The organism is Pseudomonas sp. MM227 (assembly GCF_947090715.1).
In the GTDB taxonomy this organism is placed as follows: domain Bacteria; phylum Pseudomonadota; class Gammaproteobacteria; order Pseudomonadales; family Pseudomonadaceae; genus Aquipseudomonas; species Aquipseudomonas baltica.
The window spans coordinates 1,962,858-1,978,845 of record NZ_OX352319.1 but is presented as its reverse complement, the minus strand read 5'-3'; the positions used below and the strand labels follow the sequence as shown (position 1 = coordinate 1,978,845).

Annotated in this window: 12 protein-coding genes; 10 read left to right on the top strand and 2 right to left on the bottom strand. The window is 63.8% G+C overall.

The annotated features are described in order from the left end of the window. Positions 1-109: 109 nt before the first annotated feature. The 6 genes from ONG87_RS09025 to ONG87_RS09000 all read left to right on the top strand — a co-directional run bounded on the left by ONG87_RS09025 (position 110) and on the right by ONG87_RS09000 (position 7,443). Positions 110-1,957, top strand: a complete 1,848-nt coding sequence (locus tag ONG87_RS09025; RefSeq protein WP_264382695.1) for an extracellular solute-binding protein — start codon at positions 110-112, stop codon at positions 1,955-1,957. Beyond that, complete coding sequence (locus ONG87_RS09020; RefSeq protein WP_264382694.1) at positions 1,957-3,018, top strand: microcin C ABC transporter permease YejB; 1,062 nt, start codon at positions 1,957-1,959, stop codon at positions 3,016-3,018. The genes ONG87_RS09025 and ONG87_RS09020 overlap by 1 nt, the downstream gene beginning before the upstream one ends. Next, positions 3,015-4,037 carry an ABC transporter permease gene (locus tag ONG87_RS09015; RefSeq protein WP_122479667.1) on the top strand — a complete coding sequence of 341 codons (1,023 nt, stop codon included), beginning with the start codon at positions 3,015-3,017 and terminating at the stop codon, positions 4,035-4,037. Before ONG87_RS09020 ends, ONG87_RS09015 begins: the two co-directional genes overlap by 4 nt. 153 nt (positions 4,038-4,190) lie before the next feature. Beyond that, a complete protein-coding gene (locus ONG87_RS09010) occupies positions 4,191-5,768 on the top strand; it encodes an ABC transporter ATP-binding protein (RefSeq protein ID WP_264382693.1) in 1,578 nt (525 codons plus the stop codon). A gap of 39 nt (positions 5,769-5,807) precedes the next feature. Next, positions 5,808-6,578, top strand: a complete 771-nt coding sequence (gene hbdH, locus ONG87_RS09005) for a 3-hydroxybutyrate dehydrogenase (protein ID WP_264382846.1) — start codon at positions 5,808-5,810, stop codon at positions 6,576-6,578. Between the two features lie 64 nt (positions 6,579-6,642). Next, complete coding sequence (locus ONG87_RS09000; protein WP_264382692.1) at positions 6,643-7,443, top strand: endonuclease/exonuclease/phosphatase family protein; 801 nt, start codon at positions 6,643-6,645, stop codon at positions 7,441-7,443. Positions 7,444-7,691: 248 nt separating this feature from the next. Here ONG87_RS09000 and ONG87_RS08995 read toward each other — a convergent pair whose 3' ends face one another. After that, positions 7,692-8,855 carry a PilT/PilU family type 4a pilus ATPase gene (locus ONG87_RS08995; protein ID WP_122478440.1) on the bottom strand — a complete coding sequence of 388 codons (1,164 nt, stop codon included), beginning with the start codon at positions 8,853-8,855 and terminating at the stop codon, positions 7,692-7,694. A gap of 87 nt (positions 8,856-8,942) precedes the next feature. On the opposite strand from ONG87_RS08995, the gene ONG87_RS08990 reads away from it, so the two are divergent. Next, positions 8,943-11,084: an ATP-binding protein gene (locus ONG87_RS08990; protein ID WP_264382691.1), complete on the top strand. Its 2,142-nt coding sequence runs from the start codon at positions 8,943-8,945 to the stop codon at positions 11,082-11,084. Between the two features lie 42 nt (positions 11,085-11,126). Continuing rightward, the gene (locus tag ONG87_RS08985; protein ID WP_043189034.1) at positions 11,127-11,402 is read left to right on the top strand and encodes a peptidylprolyl isomerase; all 276 of its coding nucleotides are present in this window, start codon (positions 11,127-11,129) and stop codon (positions 11,400-11,402) included. 186 nt (positions 11,403-11,588) lie between these two features. Here the strand turns inward: ONG87_RS08985 and ONG87_RS08980 are convergent, their stop codons facing one another. Then, positions 11,589-11,846, bottom strand: a complete 258-nt coding sequence (locus ONG87_RS08980; protein WP_122714198.1) for a DUF1652 domain-containing protein — start codon at positions 11,844-11,846, stop codon at positions 11,589-11,591. A 253-nt stretch (positions 11,847-12,099) separates the two neighbouring features. Between ONG87_RS08980 and ONG87_RS08975 the strand changes: the two genes are divergently transcribed. Both ONG87_RS08975 and ONG87_RS08970 read left to right on the top strand, forming a co-directional pair. Continuing rightward, positions 12,100-12,978 (top strand): Ku protein, encoded by an 879-nt coding sequence (locus ONG87_RS08975; protein WP_122478446.1) that lies wholly within the window; start codon positions 12,100-12,102, stop codon positions 12,976-12,978. Positions 12,979-13,192: 214 nt separating this feature from the next. Then, positions 13,193-15,988, top strand: a complete 2,796-nt coding sequence (locus ONG87_RS08970) for an autotransporter outer membrane beta-barrel domain-containing protein (RefSeq protein WP_264382690.1) — start codon at positions 13,193-13,195, stop codon at positions 15,986-15,988.

The window sequence follows — 15,988 nt, the reverse complement described above, 5'->3', positions numbered from 1 at the left end:
GGTCTGCGTTACACCCGAACGGCCCGTCTATCGCGGGCCGTTCTGCATTTGCAATGCCACCGGGCCATGATGTTAGGCTGCACCCTTCGCTCTTCGAATCAGGCAGACAATGCGCGCAGCTTTCCTCTCATTCGTTCTTTGTGCCCTGTTCACCACCGCGAGCAATGCCCAGGCTGCGCCGCAGCACGCATTGACCGTCTACGGCGAAGCGCCCCGCTACCCTGCCGACTTCCAGCATTTCGACTATGTGAATCCCGATGCGCCCAAGGGCGGCAGCCTGCGTCGCTCGGCGGTGGAGATCGGCCAGTACGACCACATTCTGCCGTACATCGACAAGGGCATTGGCGTCAGCCAGGTCGACGGCCTGCTCTACGCCCCTCTGGCGGTGCGCTCGCTGGACGAGCCGTACACCGTGTACGGGCTGGTGGCCGAGCGCATGGAGCGCGGTGAGGACGGCCTGTGGCTGCGCTTCTACCTCAACCCCAAGGCGGTGTTCGCCGACGGCCAGCCGATCACCGCGCAGGACGTGCGCTACACCTTCGAACTGCTGATGCGCGAAGGCAGCCTGGGCTACCGCACGCAGTTCGCCAATGTCGCGGACGTGCAGGTCGAGGGCCCGCGCCAGGTGCGTTTCAACTTCAAGAACGCCGAAAGCCGCACCCTGCCGCTGGACCTGGCGACACTGCCGGTGCTGCCCGAACACTGGTGGAAAACCCGCGACTTCGCCAACGGCGGCGGCTTCGAGGCACCGCTGGGCAGCGGCCCGTACCGTATCGACAAGATCGACAACGGCCGCAGCATCACCTTCCAGCGCAACCCCGACTGGTGGGGCAAGGACCTGCCCGAAGCACGCGGCATGTACAACTTCGACCGCTTCAGCATCGAGTACTTCGGCGACACCGACGTCGCCCGCCAGGTACTGCGTGGCGGCGGCTATGACTACAACCGCGAGTTCTCCGCCACTGCCTATACCATCGGCTACAACGGACCGGCGCTCGACGATGGCCGCCTGCAACGCGCGCACCTGGCCAAGCAGGGCCTGCAATCGGCCCAGGGCTTCATTTTCAATCTGCAGCGACCGGTGTTCCAGGACCGCCGCGTGCGCCAGGCTCTGGCCATGCTCTGGGACTTCGAATGGAGCAACCGGCAGATGATGCGCGGCATGTACATCCGGCAGCAGAGCTTCTTCTCCAACAGCCCGCTGGCCGCCCGTGAATTGCCCAGCGACGGCGAATTGCAGATTCTGGAAAAACTGCGTGGCCAGGTGCCGGATGAAGTGTTCAGCAAAGTCTTTCATGCGCCCGTCAGCGACGGCTCGGGCTTGATCCGCGACAAGCAGTTGCAAGCCTTGCGCCTGCTGCAGCTGGCCGGCTGGCACGCCGACGGCGACCGTCTGGTGAACGCCGAAGGCCAGCCGCTGAGCTTCACCTTTCTCAATACCCAGAACGGTCTGGAGCGCTTGCTGCTGCCTTGGAAACGCAACCTGGCGCAGATCGGCATCACCATGGAGATTCGTCGCATCGATTCCTCGCAGTACGTCAACCGCTTGATGGCGCGCGACTACGACATGATCATCAGCGGCTACCCGGTGACCCCGACGCCGGGCATCGAGCTGTACAACTTCTTCGGCTCGAGCGTGGCCACCGACCCCGGCTCGAACAACCTGATGGTGCTCAAGGACCCGGCCGTGGACCAGCTGATCAATGGCCTCGGCGCGGCCAGCACGCAACCGCAGATGCGCGACTACGCGCACGCCCTCGACCGGGTGCTGCAGTGGAACTACTACTGGGTGCCCAACTATTACCCGCCGGGCACCTCCACGGTGTGGTGGAACCGCTTCGGCATGCCCGCCTCGCCAGCGCCCAATGACCCGGCCATCGAAACCTGGTGGGAGGTCAGCCCGACGGCGCTGACCACCGAACAGATGCGCGACCGCCTGACAGGGAAGACTCACTGATGCTGGGTTACACGCTACGTCGCCTGCTGCTGATCGTGCCGACCTTGCTGGCGATCCTGCTGGTCAATTTCGCCATCGTCCAGGCCGCGCCGGGCGGCCCGGTCGAGCAGGCCATCGCGCGCCTGCAGGGCGTGGGCGGCGCCAGCGTCACCGGTGGCGGCGGCGACACGCTGCAGGGCGGCTCGCGGGCCAGCCGTGGCCTGGACCCGAAACTGATCAAGGACATCGAGCGCCAGTACGGTTTCGACAAACCGGCCCACGAGCGCCTGTGCCTGATGATCAAGAGCTACGCGGTGCTGGATTTCGGCAGCAGCTTCTTTCGCGGCGCCAAGGTCACCGACCTGATCCTGGACAAGATGCCGGTGACCCTCTCGCTGGGCTTCTGGGCCACCTTGATCACCTACCTGGTGTCGATCCCGCTGGGCATCCGCAAGGCGGTGCACCATGGCAGCCGCTTCGACATCTGGAGCAGCAGCCTGATCATCATCGGCTATGCCATGCCGGCGTTCCTGTTCGCCATGCTGCTGATCGTGGTGTTCGCCGGAGGCACTTCGTTGAACTGGTTTCCGGTGCGCGGGTTGGTCTCGGACAATTTCGCCGAGCTCAGCCTGCTGGGCAAGGTCGCCGACTACTTCTGGCACCTGGTGCTGCCGGTCACCTCGCTGGTGATCGGTGGTTTCGCCACCTTGACCATTCTTACCAAGAATTCCTTCCTCAACGAGGTCACCCGGCAATACGTGGTGACGGCGCGGGCCAAGGGCCTGAGCGAGCAACGGGTGCTGTACGGCCACGTGTTCCGCAACGCCATGCTGCTGGTGGTGGCCGGCCTGCCCCAGGCGTTCATCAGCGTGTTCTTCGCCGGTTCGTTGCTGATCGAGGTGATCTTCTCGCTCGACGGGCTCGGTCGCCTGAGCTATGAGGCCGCCGTGGCGCGGGATTATCCGGTGGTGTTCGGCTCGCTGTTCATCTTTACCCTGCTGGGGCTGCTGATCAAACTGATCGGCGACCTGTGCTACACCCTGGTCGATCCACGCATCGACTTCAGCGCGAGGAATGCCTGATGCGCCTGTCGCCCCTGGCCCGTCGTCGCCTGGACCGCTTCAAGCAGAACCGCCGCGGCTGGTGGTCGCTGTGGCTGTTCCTGGCCCTGTTCGCCCTGACGCTGGGCGGCGAACTGGTCGCCAATGACAAACCGCTGGTGCTCAAGTACGACGGCGAGCTGTATTTCCCGGTGTTCAAGCGCCATACCGAGCAGGAATTCGGCGGCCAGCTGCCGTTCCAGGCGGACTACCGCAGCGACTATGTGCGCCAGCTGATCGAGGGGCGCGGCGGCTGGATGCTGTTTCCGCCGATTCCGTTCAGCGCCGACACGCCCAACTACGACCTGACCCAACCGGCGCCCAGCCCGCCGTCGACCACCAACTGGCTGGGCACCGACGACCAGTCGCGCGATGTGCTGGCGCGGGTCATCTTCGGCGCGCGGGTGTCGATCCTGTTTGCCCTGGCATTGACCTTGATCAGCTCGCTGATCGGCATCGGCGCCGGTGCTCTGCAGGGCTACTACGGCGGTTGGGTGGACCTGTTCGGCCAGCGTCTGCTGGAGGTCTGGTCGGGGCTGCCGGTGCTTTACCTGCTGATCATCCTGTCGGGCTTCGTCGAACCCAATTTCTGGTGGTTGCTGGGGATCATGGCGCTGTTTTCCTGGTTGGCGCTGGTGGACGTGGTGCGCGCCGAGTTCCTGCGCGGGCGCAATCTGGAATACGTCAAGGCAGCGCGAGCGCTGGGGCTGTCGGACCGCAAGATCATTCTGCGGCACATTCTGCCCAACGCCATGAACGCGACCCTGAGCTTTCTGCCGTTCATTCTGACCGGGGCGATTTCCACGCTGACGGCGTTGGATTTCCTCGGTTTCGGCATGCCGGCCGGCAGCGCTTCGCTGGGGGAATTGATTGCCCAGGGCAAGCAGAACCTGCAGGCACCCTGGTTGGGGTTTACCGCGTTTTTCACGCTGGCGCTGATACTGTCGCTGCTGGTGTTCATTGGAGAGGGGCTGCGCGATGCGTTCGATCCGCGTGCTTGAGGGCGGGTTTTGCGGTGGGTTTGCGGGCCTCTTCGCGGGCAAAGCCCGCTCCCACAAGGACCTGTTGGAAGCCGAATTTGTGGGAGCGGGGCGGGCGGCCGAGCCCTCTGCCCGCGAAGAGGCCCTCCCTGTCACCCCCCAAGGCACCTGCCCATGACCGCTGAAAACCTCATCGAAATCCGCGACCTGAGCGTGGCGTTCAATGGCCAGGCGGTCGTCAAGGACGTGAGCTTCGACATCCCCGTCGGCCAGTGCGTGGCCCTGGTCGGGGAATCGGGTTCGGGCAAGTCGGTGACTGCCCATTCCATCCTGCAACTGTTGCCCAACACCGCTTGCACCAGCAGCGGCAGCGTGCGCTACCAGGGGCAGGAACTGATGGGCGCCGATGCAGCGACCCTGCGCCGCATGCGCGGTGACCGCATCGCGATGATTTTCCAGGAGCCCATGACCTCGCTCAATCCCTTGCACACCGTGCACAAGCAGATCGGTGAAACCCTGCTGGTGCACAAGGGCATGGGCGGCAAGCAGGCCGAGGCACGCATCCTGGAATTGCTCGAGATGGTCGGCATCCAGAACCCGCGCAAACGCCTCAAGGCCTACCCGCACCAGTTGTCCGGTGGCCAGCGCCAGCGCGTGATGATCGCCATGGCATTGGCCTGCGAGCCACAGCTGTTGATCGCCGACGAACCCACCACCGCCCTCGACGTGACGGTGCAACGGCGCATCCTGCTGTTGCTGCAGTCACTGCAGAAGCGCCTGGGCATGTCGCTGCTGTTGATCAGCCACGACCTCAACCTGGTGCGCAGCATTGCCCAGCACGTCTGCGTGATGCGTGCCGGCGAAATCGTCGAGCAGGCCGCTTGCGAGCAACTGTTCAGCGCACCGCAGCACCCCTACAGCCAACTGTTGCTGGATGCTGAACCGGCCGGCGCGGTGCTGTCCGAGGAAACCCGGCCGGAACTGTTGCAGGTGGACGGCCTGAAGGTCTGGTACCCGTTGGACGGCGGCCTGTTTCGCAAGCCGCGCGAGTTCGTCAAGGCAGTGGACGGCATCAGCCTGAGCGTGCAGCAGGGCAAGACCCTGGGCATCGTCGGCGAGTCCGGCTCGGGCAAGTCGACGCTCGGCCAGGCGATCCTGCGCCTGCTCGATTCCCAAGGCGGCATTCGCTTCCAGGGCCAGGCACTCGATGGCCTGGATCAGAAGCAGATGCGACCGTGGCGCAAGCAGATGCAGGTGGTCTTCCAGGACCCCTTCGGCAGCCTCAGCCCGCGCATGTCGGTGGCGCAGATCATCAGTGAAGGTCTGGAAGTGCACAGCGGTGCCAACGCCCGGGCGTGCGACGAGCAGGTCATCCAGGTGCTGCGCGAAGTAGGCCTGGACCCCGCGGCACGGCACCGCTACCCCCACGAATTTTCCGGTGGCCAGCGCCAGCGTATCGCCATCGCGCGGGCACTGGTGCTGCGCCCGGCGCTGATTCTGCTGGACGAGCCGACCTCGGCCCTCGACCGCACGGTGCAGAAGCAGGTGGTGCAACTGCTGCGCCAGTTGCAGGAGCGCCACGGCCTGACCTACCTGTTCATCAGCCATGACCTGGCGGTGGTGCGGGCGCTGGCCCATGATGTGATCGTGGTCAAGGACGGCCAGGTGGTGGAGCACGGCCCTACCGACCGACTGTTCACCGACCCTCGGCATCCCTACACCCAGGAATTGCTGCAGGCGGCGCTGGTGTAGCGTGGTATAGATTGCAGGACAACCCCAGAGGCAATGCATATGGCACTCGACGGCAAGACGGCTTTGGTTACCGGCTCCACCAGCGGCATCGGCCTGGGCATTGCCTCGGTGCTGGCCCGCCACGGCGCCAACGTGGTGCTCAACGGTTTCGGCGATCCGGCGGCGGCCCTCGCGGAAGTGCGCCGGCATGGCACCCAGGTCGCCCACCACGGTGCCGACGTGAGTGACCCGACGCAGTTGGCCGAGCTGTTCGGGTACGTGCAAGCGACGTTCGGCGGTGTCGATATCCTGGTCAACAACGCCGGCATCCAGCACGTGGCGGCGGTCGAGGCATTTCCCGTGGAGCGCTGGGATGCGATCATCGCGATCAACCTTTCATCGGTGTTTCACGGCACTCGGCTGGCGCTGCCGGGCATGCGCGAAAAAGGTTGGGGGCGGATCGTCAATATCGCTTCGGTGCACGGCCAGGTCGGCTCGGTCGGCAAGGCCGCCTACGTCGCCGCCAAGCATGGCGTGATCGGCCTGACCAAGGTGGTCGGCCTGGAAACCGCGACCACGCAGATCACCTGCAACGCCATCTGCCCCGGCTTCGTGCTGACTCCGCTGGTGCAGAAGCAGATCGATGATCGTGCAGCCAAGGGTGGTGACCCGGCCGACGCCCAGCGCGAACTGCTTGCGGAAAAACAGCCCTCGCTGGAATTCGTCACGCCCGAGCATCTGGGCGAACTGGTGATGTTTCTGTGCAGCGAGGCCGGCAGCCAGGTGCGCGGCGCGGCGTGGAACATCGACGGTGGCTGGCTGGCGCAATGACGCGGGGAACCGCCCCGTGCCGGCAAAGTCGGAGTAAGGACACTACCATGTGCAAGGAGCTTCTGTGACCATCGCTCCCCCCAGCGAACCGCTCGGCCCGCAAGCGCCGGACCCGACCCGTGAAGTGCATCGCCTGCGGGTGCTGACGGTGAATACACACAAGGGTTTTACCGCATTCAACCGCCGTTTCATCCTGCCCGAATTGCGTGAGGCGGTGCGCAGCACCAGCGCCGACCTGGTGTTCCTGCAGGAAGTGCTGGGCGGCCACGACGGCCATGCGTCGAAGTTCTCCAACTGGCCGCAGATGTCACAGTACGAGTTTCTCGCCGACAGCATGTGGAGCGATTTCGCCTACGGGCGCAACGCGGTGTACCCGGACGGCCACCATGGCAACGCGGTGCTGTCCAAGTACCCGATCCTGCGCTACAGCAACCTCGACATCTCGATCACCGGGCCCGAGCGCCGCGGCTTGCTGCATTGCGTGTTGCAGGTACCGGGGCACGACGAGGTGCATGCGATCTGCGTGCATTTGTCGCTGCTGGAAAGCCACCGGCAACAGCAATTGGCGCTGTTGTGCCAACTGCTCGATTCACTGCCCGAGGATGCGCCGGTGATCATTGCCGGCGATTTCAACGATTGGCAGTTGCGCGGCAATGCGACGCTGGCCAAGCGCAAGGATCTGCACGAGGCATTCGAGCGGCACAACGGGCAGTTGGCCAAGACCTACCCGGCGCGCTTTCCGCTGCTGCGCCTGGACCGGATCTATGTGCGCAACGCCACCAGCCACGGGCCGATCATTCTGGGCAACAAGCCGTGGACGCACCTGTCGGACCATTTGCCGTTGGCGGTTGAGATTCATCTTTGATGCGTTGATTGATCGTTCGGCGTAGGAGCGGTCAGTGGCCGCGAAAAGTGCTCCGCGTATCATTTGTCGCACCGCAGCGTCTGCTTCGCGGGCAGAGCCCGCTCCCACATGAGGGGGGCGGGTCTCTGTGGGAGTAGGTCCTGCCTGCATACCATCTGACGCACCGCAGCGTCTGCTTCGCGGGCAGAGCCCGCTCCCACATCAGGAGAGTCGGGTCTCTGTGGGAGCGGGCTCTGCCCGCGAAGCTCTCACTGCTGGCTTTCGGGGTCGTCGCTCACCAGGCCCCAATCTGCGCTTTTGCGGTCGGATGCAGGCGTGGGCGGGGCGGGCGCCGAGGTGTGCTGCACGCCCTCCTCGCCATGCAGCTTCAAGCGCAGGCGCAGGTTGTTCACCGAATCGGCATTCTTTAACGCTTCTTCCTCGCTGATCGCCCCCTCGATGGCCAGCTCGTACAAAGCATGGTCGAACGTCTGCATGCCCAGGTTCACCGATTTCTCCATGATGCCCTTGAGCTCGGAAAACTCGTTGCGGTGAATGAAGTCGCGAATCGTCGGCGTGCCCAGCATCACCTCGACCGCGGCGCGGCGCTTGCCGTCGGTGGTGCGTACCAGCCGCTGCGAGACGAACGCCTGCAGGTTGTTGCCCAGATCGTTGAGCAACTGCGGGCGGCGGTCTTCGGGGAAGAAATTGATGATGCGGTCCAGCGCCTGGTTGGCGTTGTTGGCGTGCAAGGTGGAAATCGCCAGGTGGCCGGTGTCGGCGAATGCCAGTGCGTGTTCCATGGTTTCGCGGTCGCGGATCTCGCCGATCAGGATCACGTCCGGCGCCTGGCGCAGGGTGTTTTTCAGGGCGGCCTGGAAGCTGCGCGTGTCGACCCCCACTTCACGCTGGTTGATGATCGACTTCTTGTGCCGGTGGATGAACTCCACCGGGTCCTCGATGGTGATGATGTGCCCGCTGCTGTTGCGGTTGCGGTAGTCGATCAATGCGGCCAGCGACGTCGACTTGCCGGAACCGGTCGCGCCGACGAACAGCACCAGGCCGCGCTTTTCCATGATCACGTCGAGCAGCTTGCGCGGCAGCTTGAGGTCTTCGAAGCTGGGAATGTCGAGCTTGATGTTGCGTGCGACAATGGACACTTCGTTGCGCTGCTTGAAGATATTGACGCGAAAGCGTCCTACCCCGTGGATCGACAACGCCAGATTCATTTCCAGCTCACGCTCGAAGTCGATACGCTGCTCGGCGTCCATGATACTGGCCGCGATCGCGGCAATGTCGCCTGGTTTCAAGGCTTCGGCGCTGAGCGGCTTGAGCACGCCGTTGAACTTGGCGCAGGGTGGCGCGCCAGTGGACAGGTAGAGGTCGGAGCCGTCCTGACTGGCCAGGAGCTTGAGCAATGCCTGGATTTCCATAGGCTTGGGGTCCTGTAAAGGCGGTCGATAGAAAGTACGCTATAGCTTGGCTGGATAAGCAGCCGCGGTAAATCAAAGGATAACGCAATGAATGCCTCACCTGTGGGCGGCAAGGTCGCGACATTGATCGCCAGCATGGACTGGACCGACAGCCCCCTGCCCGGCCCCGATGCCTGGCCACAGAGCTTGCGCACGGCCGTGGACATCGTCACCCACTCGCCCATGCCGATGCTGCTGCTGTGGGGCACGCAACTGTGCCAGCTGTACAACGACGCCTTTGCCTTGCTGGTGGGCAGCAACCACCCCCGCGCCCTGGGCCAGCCGGTGGACCGCATCTGGCCCGAGCTCAAGCCGTTTTCCGATCCCATCTACGCCGCGGTGATGCGCGGCGAAGTGCGTGCCTTCACCGAGAAGGGCTTCAATCTGCCGCGCGAAGGGCATTCGGCGCGGGTCTGGCTGGACCTCACCTACAGCCCGATTCGCGACGAAAACGAGCGCGTCGCCGGCATTCTGGTCACGGCCATCGAGGCCAACGAGCGCCGTGAAGTGAGCGCGGTGGGCAAACGCACCGAGCAGGAGCTGCGCGACAGCGAGGCGCATTTCCGCATGGCCATCGAGTTGTCCCCGGCGGTGCACTGGACCGCCGATGCCAATGGTCGCACCGACGGCGAAAGCCAGACCGAGCGCTGGCGACAGCTGACCGGCATGCGCAGCCTGCGACCGGACGACGATTGGGCGCAGCTGGTGCATCCGGACGATCACCTGCCAACCCTCGACGCCTGGCATCTGGCGGTGAGCACTGGCCGTCCCTACGATGCCGAGTACCGTTTGCGCATGGCCGACGGCAGCTACCACTGGATGCACGCTAGGGCGCTGCCTCAGCTGGATGCCGACGGCGTGATCCGGCAATGGTTCGGCATGACCGAAGACGTGCAGAATCGGCGTCAGGTGGAGCAGGCGCTGCGCGAGCTCAACGAGCATCTGGAAACCCGCGTCAGCGAACGGACCCAGGCCCTGGCCGAGGTCAACCTGCGCCTGCAGAACGAAATGCAGGAGCGCGAACGCGCCGAAGAGGCGTTGCGCCACGCGCAGAAGATGGAAGCGCTGGGGCAGTTGACCGGTGGCATCGCCCACGACTTCAACAACATGCTCACCGGCATCATCGGTAGCCTCGACCTGATGCAGCGCTACATCGACGCCGGGCGCAGCAGCGAAATCAAGCGCTTCAGCGAGGCGGCGGTCAGTTCGGCCCATCGCGCCGCCGGTCTGACCCATCGCTTGCTGGCGTTTTCGCGACGGCAGTCGCTGGACCGCAAGCGCCTGGCGCCCAACGCGCTGGTGCATTCGCTCGAAGAGCTGTTCAGCCGCACGCTCGGCGAACATCTGCAACTGCAGCTGCAACTGGCGCCCGACGTCTGGCCGGTGAATACCGATGCCAGCCAGTTGGAGAACGCCCTGCTCAATCTGGTGATCAATGCCCGCGACGCGATGCCCGACAGCGGCGTGCTGACCATCGAAACCGCCAACTGCGAGCTCGATGCAACACCCGAAGGCGCTACGCTGGAGCCGGTGAAGCCGGGTGCCTATGTGATGTTCCGGGTCAGCGACAACGGCAGCGGCATGAGTGCCCCGGTGCTGGCCAAGGCATTCGATCCCTTCTTCACCACCAAACCCATCGGCCAGGGTACTGGGCTGGGGTTGTCGATGATCTATGGCTTCGCCCAGCAGTCGGGCGGCCAGGTCACACTGCAGAGCCGACCCGGTGAGGGCACCTGTGTGCGTCTCTACCTGCCGCGGCACAGCGAAGCATCCGACGACCCTGCCGAGCCGCGCACTCCAGCGGTGGCGCCGATGGCCCGCGAAGGAGAAAGCGTGCTGGTGGTGGAGGACGATCCGGCGGTGCGGATGCTGGTGCTCGACGTGCTCGACGAGCTGGGCTATGCCGCCCATTCCGCCGGCGAGGCCAGTGCGGCGCTAGCCTTGCTCGACGCAGGCCTGGACATCGACCTGCTGGTGACCGACGTGGGCCTGCCAGGGCTCAATGGCCGGCAGTTGGCGGAGATCGCGCGGCAGCAGCGGCCAGGCCTGAAGGTGCTGTTCATCACCGGCTATGCCGAGAAGGCGGCCGAGCGCTACGGTTTTCTCGCCGAAGGCATGGACATGATCACCAAGCCGTTTTCCATCGAACGCCTGGGCAGCAAGATCCGCGACATGATTAACCTGGCGTGATTTGCGGCATAATCAGCGGCTTTTTCCAGCGAGCATCGGGCAATGAAGGCACAAGCAAGGCACATTCTGGTCAAGACCGCCGAAGAGGCGGAAGCACTGCGCTTGCGGATCGCCAAAGGTGAAGCGTTCGATGTGCTGGCCAAGAAGTATTCGACCTGCCCGTCAGGCAAGCGCGGCGGTGACCTGGGTGAAGTGCGACCGGGGCAGATGGTCGGCGCCATCGACCAGATCATTTTCAAGAAACCGCTGCGTACGGTGCACGGACCGGTGAAAAGCAAGTTCGGTTATCACCTTGTGCAGGTTTTCTATCGCGATTGACGGTGAGGCCGGACGCGGCTTGCGCCGCTGCTACAGGGGAATGCAATACCTGTAGCAGCGGCGCGAGCCGCGTCGGCGAGTGTTGCGGTATATCTAGATGAACGCGGTGAGGCCGGACGCGGCTTGCGCCGCTGCTACAGGGGAATGCAGTGCCTGTAGCGGCGTCGGGCGGTGGCGCAGGCAGGGTCAGAGATACTCGCCAACCGCCTTGGGCCTTTGGTGTTGCAATTTGAGGTCGGTGCGCATGCCGGCGATCAGGTTCGAAATCGCTCGGCTGCTGGTCAACTGCTCGGTGCGAATGCCGCTGAGCATGTAATCTACCTTGTGCGAAGTACGGTCGAACACGCGCACGGTCAGCGAACGGTCATGGGCTTGGGTACATTGGCAGCGTTGCGGCAGAAAACTGCTTTCAATGATATTGCGCAGTTCAAGGGTGGACAACATGGTGACACTCCATTCTTGGTCTTATCCCTGAGATCGGGCTTGCCCGAATACAGTGCACGTTCCATGCCCCATGCCCCGCCATGCACTCGCCATACAAATCAAACACTTACCCACTAAAGCGCCTAACCGTATCGTGCATTGTGCAATATCCAGGTGCAACAGCGTTGCAAATTGCACAGCATTCAGCGCATTGAAACTTAGCGAGCGGCTGCAAGGTCACCTGCAAACACACCGCGCAGGAGCACCCTTCACCATGGCACGAGCAATCTGGAAAGGCGCGATCAGCTTCGGGCTGGTTCATATTCCCGTAGCGCTGGTATCGGCCACTGCCTCCCAGGGCGTCGACTTCGACTGGCTGGACAAACGCAGCATGGACCCGGTCGGCTACAAGCGTATCAACAAGAAAACCGGCAAGGAGATGGACAAGGAAAACATCGTAAAAGGCGTGCAGTACGAAAAAGGCCGCTACGTGGTGCTGAGTGAAGACGAGATCCGCGCCGCTCACCCTGTTTCAACCCAGACCATCGATATTTTCTCCTTCGTCGACCGCAACCAGATTCCCCTGCCCAACATCGACACACCCTACTTCCTGGCGCCTGACCGACGTGGCGAGAAAGTCTACGCGCTGTTGCGCGAAACGCTGATCAGTACCAAGAAAGTTGCACTTGCATTGGTGGTATTGCACACCCGCCAGTACTTGGCGGCACTGATGCCATTGGACGGCGCGCTGGTGATGGTCAAGTTGCGCTGGCCTTCGGAAGTTCGCGACCTGGACATACTCGAGCTGGGCAAAGAGGTGAAGAAACCCGAACTGACCAAGAAGGAACTGGACATGGCCAAACGCTTGGTCGAAGACATGAGTGGCGACTGGCAGCCTGAAGAGTATGTCGACAAGTTCGAGCAGAAGATCATGGCGCTGGTGGAGAAAAAGGCCAACAAGGGCGAGATCGAAGACGTGGAAACCGAGGCCGGCCAGGAGTCGCGCAAGACTGCCGATGTCATCGACCTGACCGAGCTGCTGAAGCGCAGCCTCGCGGGCAAATCGCCCGCCACCTCGAAAGCCAAGCCCGCCAAGGAAAAATCCGCGACGAAAAAAACGCCTGCACGTCGCAGCCCGCGCAAGGCGTCTTGAATATCAATAGACAGTAACAATCCGCTCGCCGCCAACGGTATTGATGAATAGATATTTTCATCAATACCGTTATTGAATAACTTGATATAAAGCTGCTTTTAATACCAACTTTAAAAACCACTCGACTACACTCGTTGCATTGCAAGTCTGCATTGACCACCTGATCGCCCACCGCGCCTTGTTTAATCCGCGCGCGTGGCTGCGGGAGTTGCCAATGAATACCAACGAGTTGTTGATACGCACCAGTCTACTGACTGCACTGGCCGTACCGTGCGAATACGCCCGGTCCGATTGCATCTTCAGTCCCGGCGTCGGCAATGACGCCTACGTGTGCGACAGCGGAACGGCGCCGGGGCTTTCCGACCTGCTGGGCAACAACAGCCTTACCCTGCCCGCCGACGGCACGGGCACCATCACCGGCGCGGTCGAGTTCGGCCCTGGCCAGGACAGCGTGTTGATGCGCTCGGGCACTGTGGGCGGCGCACTGAACACCGGCGCGGGTGCCGATACCGTGTTCATCAGCGCCGGGCGCCTGTTGTCCCTGACCCAAGGCGATGGCGCCGATACGCTCGAAGTCGTTGGCGGTACCGTCAGCGGTACGGTTAACCAGGGCAGCGGCATCGACAACTTCATCATGCGCGGCGGGCAGATCCAGGCTCTGGGGCAAGGTGACGGGCTGGATACCTTTCTCATGACCGACGGCACTATCGTCGGCGCCTTCGAGGACGGCGACATCGCGCGGATGAGCGGCGGCACCATCGGCCGGGTCGACATGAAGCTCGACAACAACCTGTTCGAGCTGTCCGGCGGGCGCATCAATGGCAACCTGGTTGCCGGCTTCGGCAATGACACCATCGCCGTTTCCGCAGGCAGCATCGGCGGCAACATCAGCGTCAGTGGCGGCACCGACCAGGTGACGGTGAGCGGTGGTGATATCGGCGGCAACGTCTTGCTCAGCTTTGGCGACGACCGTTTCATCTGGCGCGACGCGGGCCTGATCCACGGCGCCATCAGCCTGGGCCCAGGCAACGATACGGCTCTGCTGAGCAACCTGGGCGAGACACAACTGGCCTCCCCCAGCCTGGTCTACGGTGATGCCGGAGTCGATACCCTGACCCTGGACAACAGCCGCACTACCGGCGGCGCGCGCTACAGCTACTGGGAAACCATCAACCTGAACAACGGCTCGGTGCTGGACCTGCCCGACCGGCTGAGCCTGGCCGATGACTCGACGCCGCTGGACAGCGGTCTGCTCAACCTTGACCGCACCAGTACACTGGGCGCCACCCAGGGCTGGGTCGGGCCGATAGTCGCCGGGCAAACGGTGACCCTGAACAACGCCGGCCTGATCGATCTGACTCGCAGTGGCGCCGACGCGAGTGACCGGCTGACCGTGATTGGCAACTATGTGGGCAATGACGCGCGTTTGCGCTTGCAGAGCGTGCTGGGTGGTGACGACGCGCCTGCCGACCGGCTGATCGTGGCGCGCGGCACCGTCAGCGGCAGCACGGCGATCACGGTGGACAACCTCGACGGCCAGGGCGCGCTGACCCTTGCCAACGGCATTGCCGTGGTCGAGGCCACGCAGGGCGCGACCAGCACTGACGGCGCTTTCAACCTGGCGCAAGACTTGTCGGTCGGGGCCTATCAGTATTACCTGTTCAAGGGCGGCGTGACCGCAGGCAGCGAGAACAGCTGGTTCCTGCGGTCTTCCGTGGTGGCAGCGCCGCCGGTGACACCGCCTGTGGTCGAACCGCCGATCATCGCGCCCCCGGTGGTCGAACCTCCGATAGCCGAACCACCGATCATCGAGCCGCCCGTTGTCCAACCTCCGGTGACGCAACCCCCGGTCGATGAGCCGCCATCGGTAACACCGCCTGACGCCGAACTGCCCGAGGAGACCCCGGTCGAGCCATTCGTGCCGCCGGCGCCCGTGCAGCCGGAAACACCTGTGGCCGAACCAACACCAACGCAACCCGCTCCAGCCGCCCAGGCACCCGTTGCTGCGGTCGGCACGCCGACCTTGCCGCAGGCCACTCCGGGCCAGCGTATCGTGCTCTATCGGATCGAGGTGCCGGCCTACAGCGTCGTACCCCCGGTTGCCGCCTTGCTGGCGCTGGACAGCCTGGGCAGCTTCCACGAGCGGCAGGGCGAACAAAGCCTGCTTGGTGAGCGCGGCGCCCTGGCGGCGGGCTGGGCACGCACATTCGGCAGCCACGGGCGGCAGAAATGGGCCGGGGCCGCAGCGCCAAGCCTCAAAGGCAACACCCGCGGCTACCAGGTCGGTCACGACTTGTTCGCCACCCTCGGCGACGGCGGCTATCGCCAGCATGCAGGACTGTTCGCTGGGCATTCACGTGTGGACGGCCAGGTGCGTGGCTTCGCCCTGGGGTTCGACGACACCGCCTCGGGCGACATCCGCCTGCGCGCCGACAATCTAGGTGCCTATTGGACCCTGGTGGGCCCGGCCGGCGGCTACGTGGACGTGGTGGCCATGGGCACCCGGTTCACCGGACGCAGCCGCTCCGAACGCGGCTATAGCCTGGATCTCGATGGACACGGCATCACCCTCTCCGTGGAAGGCGGCTATCCGATTGCTTTATCCGGGGACTGGACACTGGAGCCGCAGGCGCAACTGATCGGCCAGAGGGTCACGCTGGACACGGCTCGCGACCCGGTATCGAAAGTGGACTTCGACAGCGAAGACTATTGGCGCGCCAGATTGGGCGCGCGCTTGAAGGGCGAGTACCGTGTCAGCGGTACCCCGGTCGAGCCCTACGTACGGGCCAACCTGTGGCACACCTTCCAGGGCGAAGACGCAGTGACGTTCGATGACAGCGACACCTTGCGCACCCAGCATCGCAGCACGCAGGCTCAGCTCGGGTTGGGCATCGCAGCCCGATTGAGCAGCGATGTCAGCCTGTACCTCAATGCCGACTACGCCCGCAGCCTGGACGCACAACCCCAGGAAAGCCTGCAAGGCAGCCTGGGGGTGCGCATCAGTTGGTAG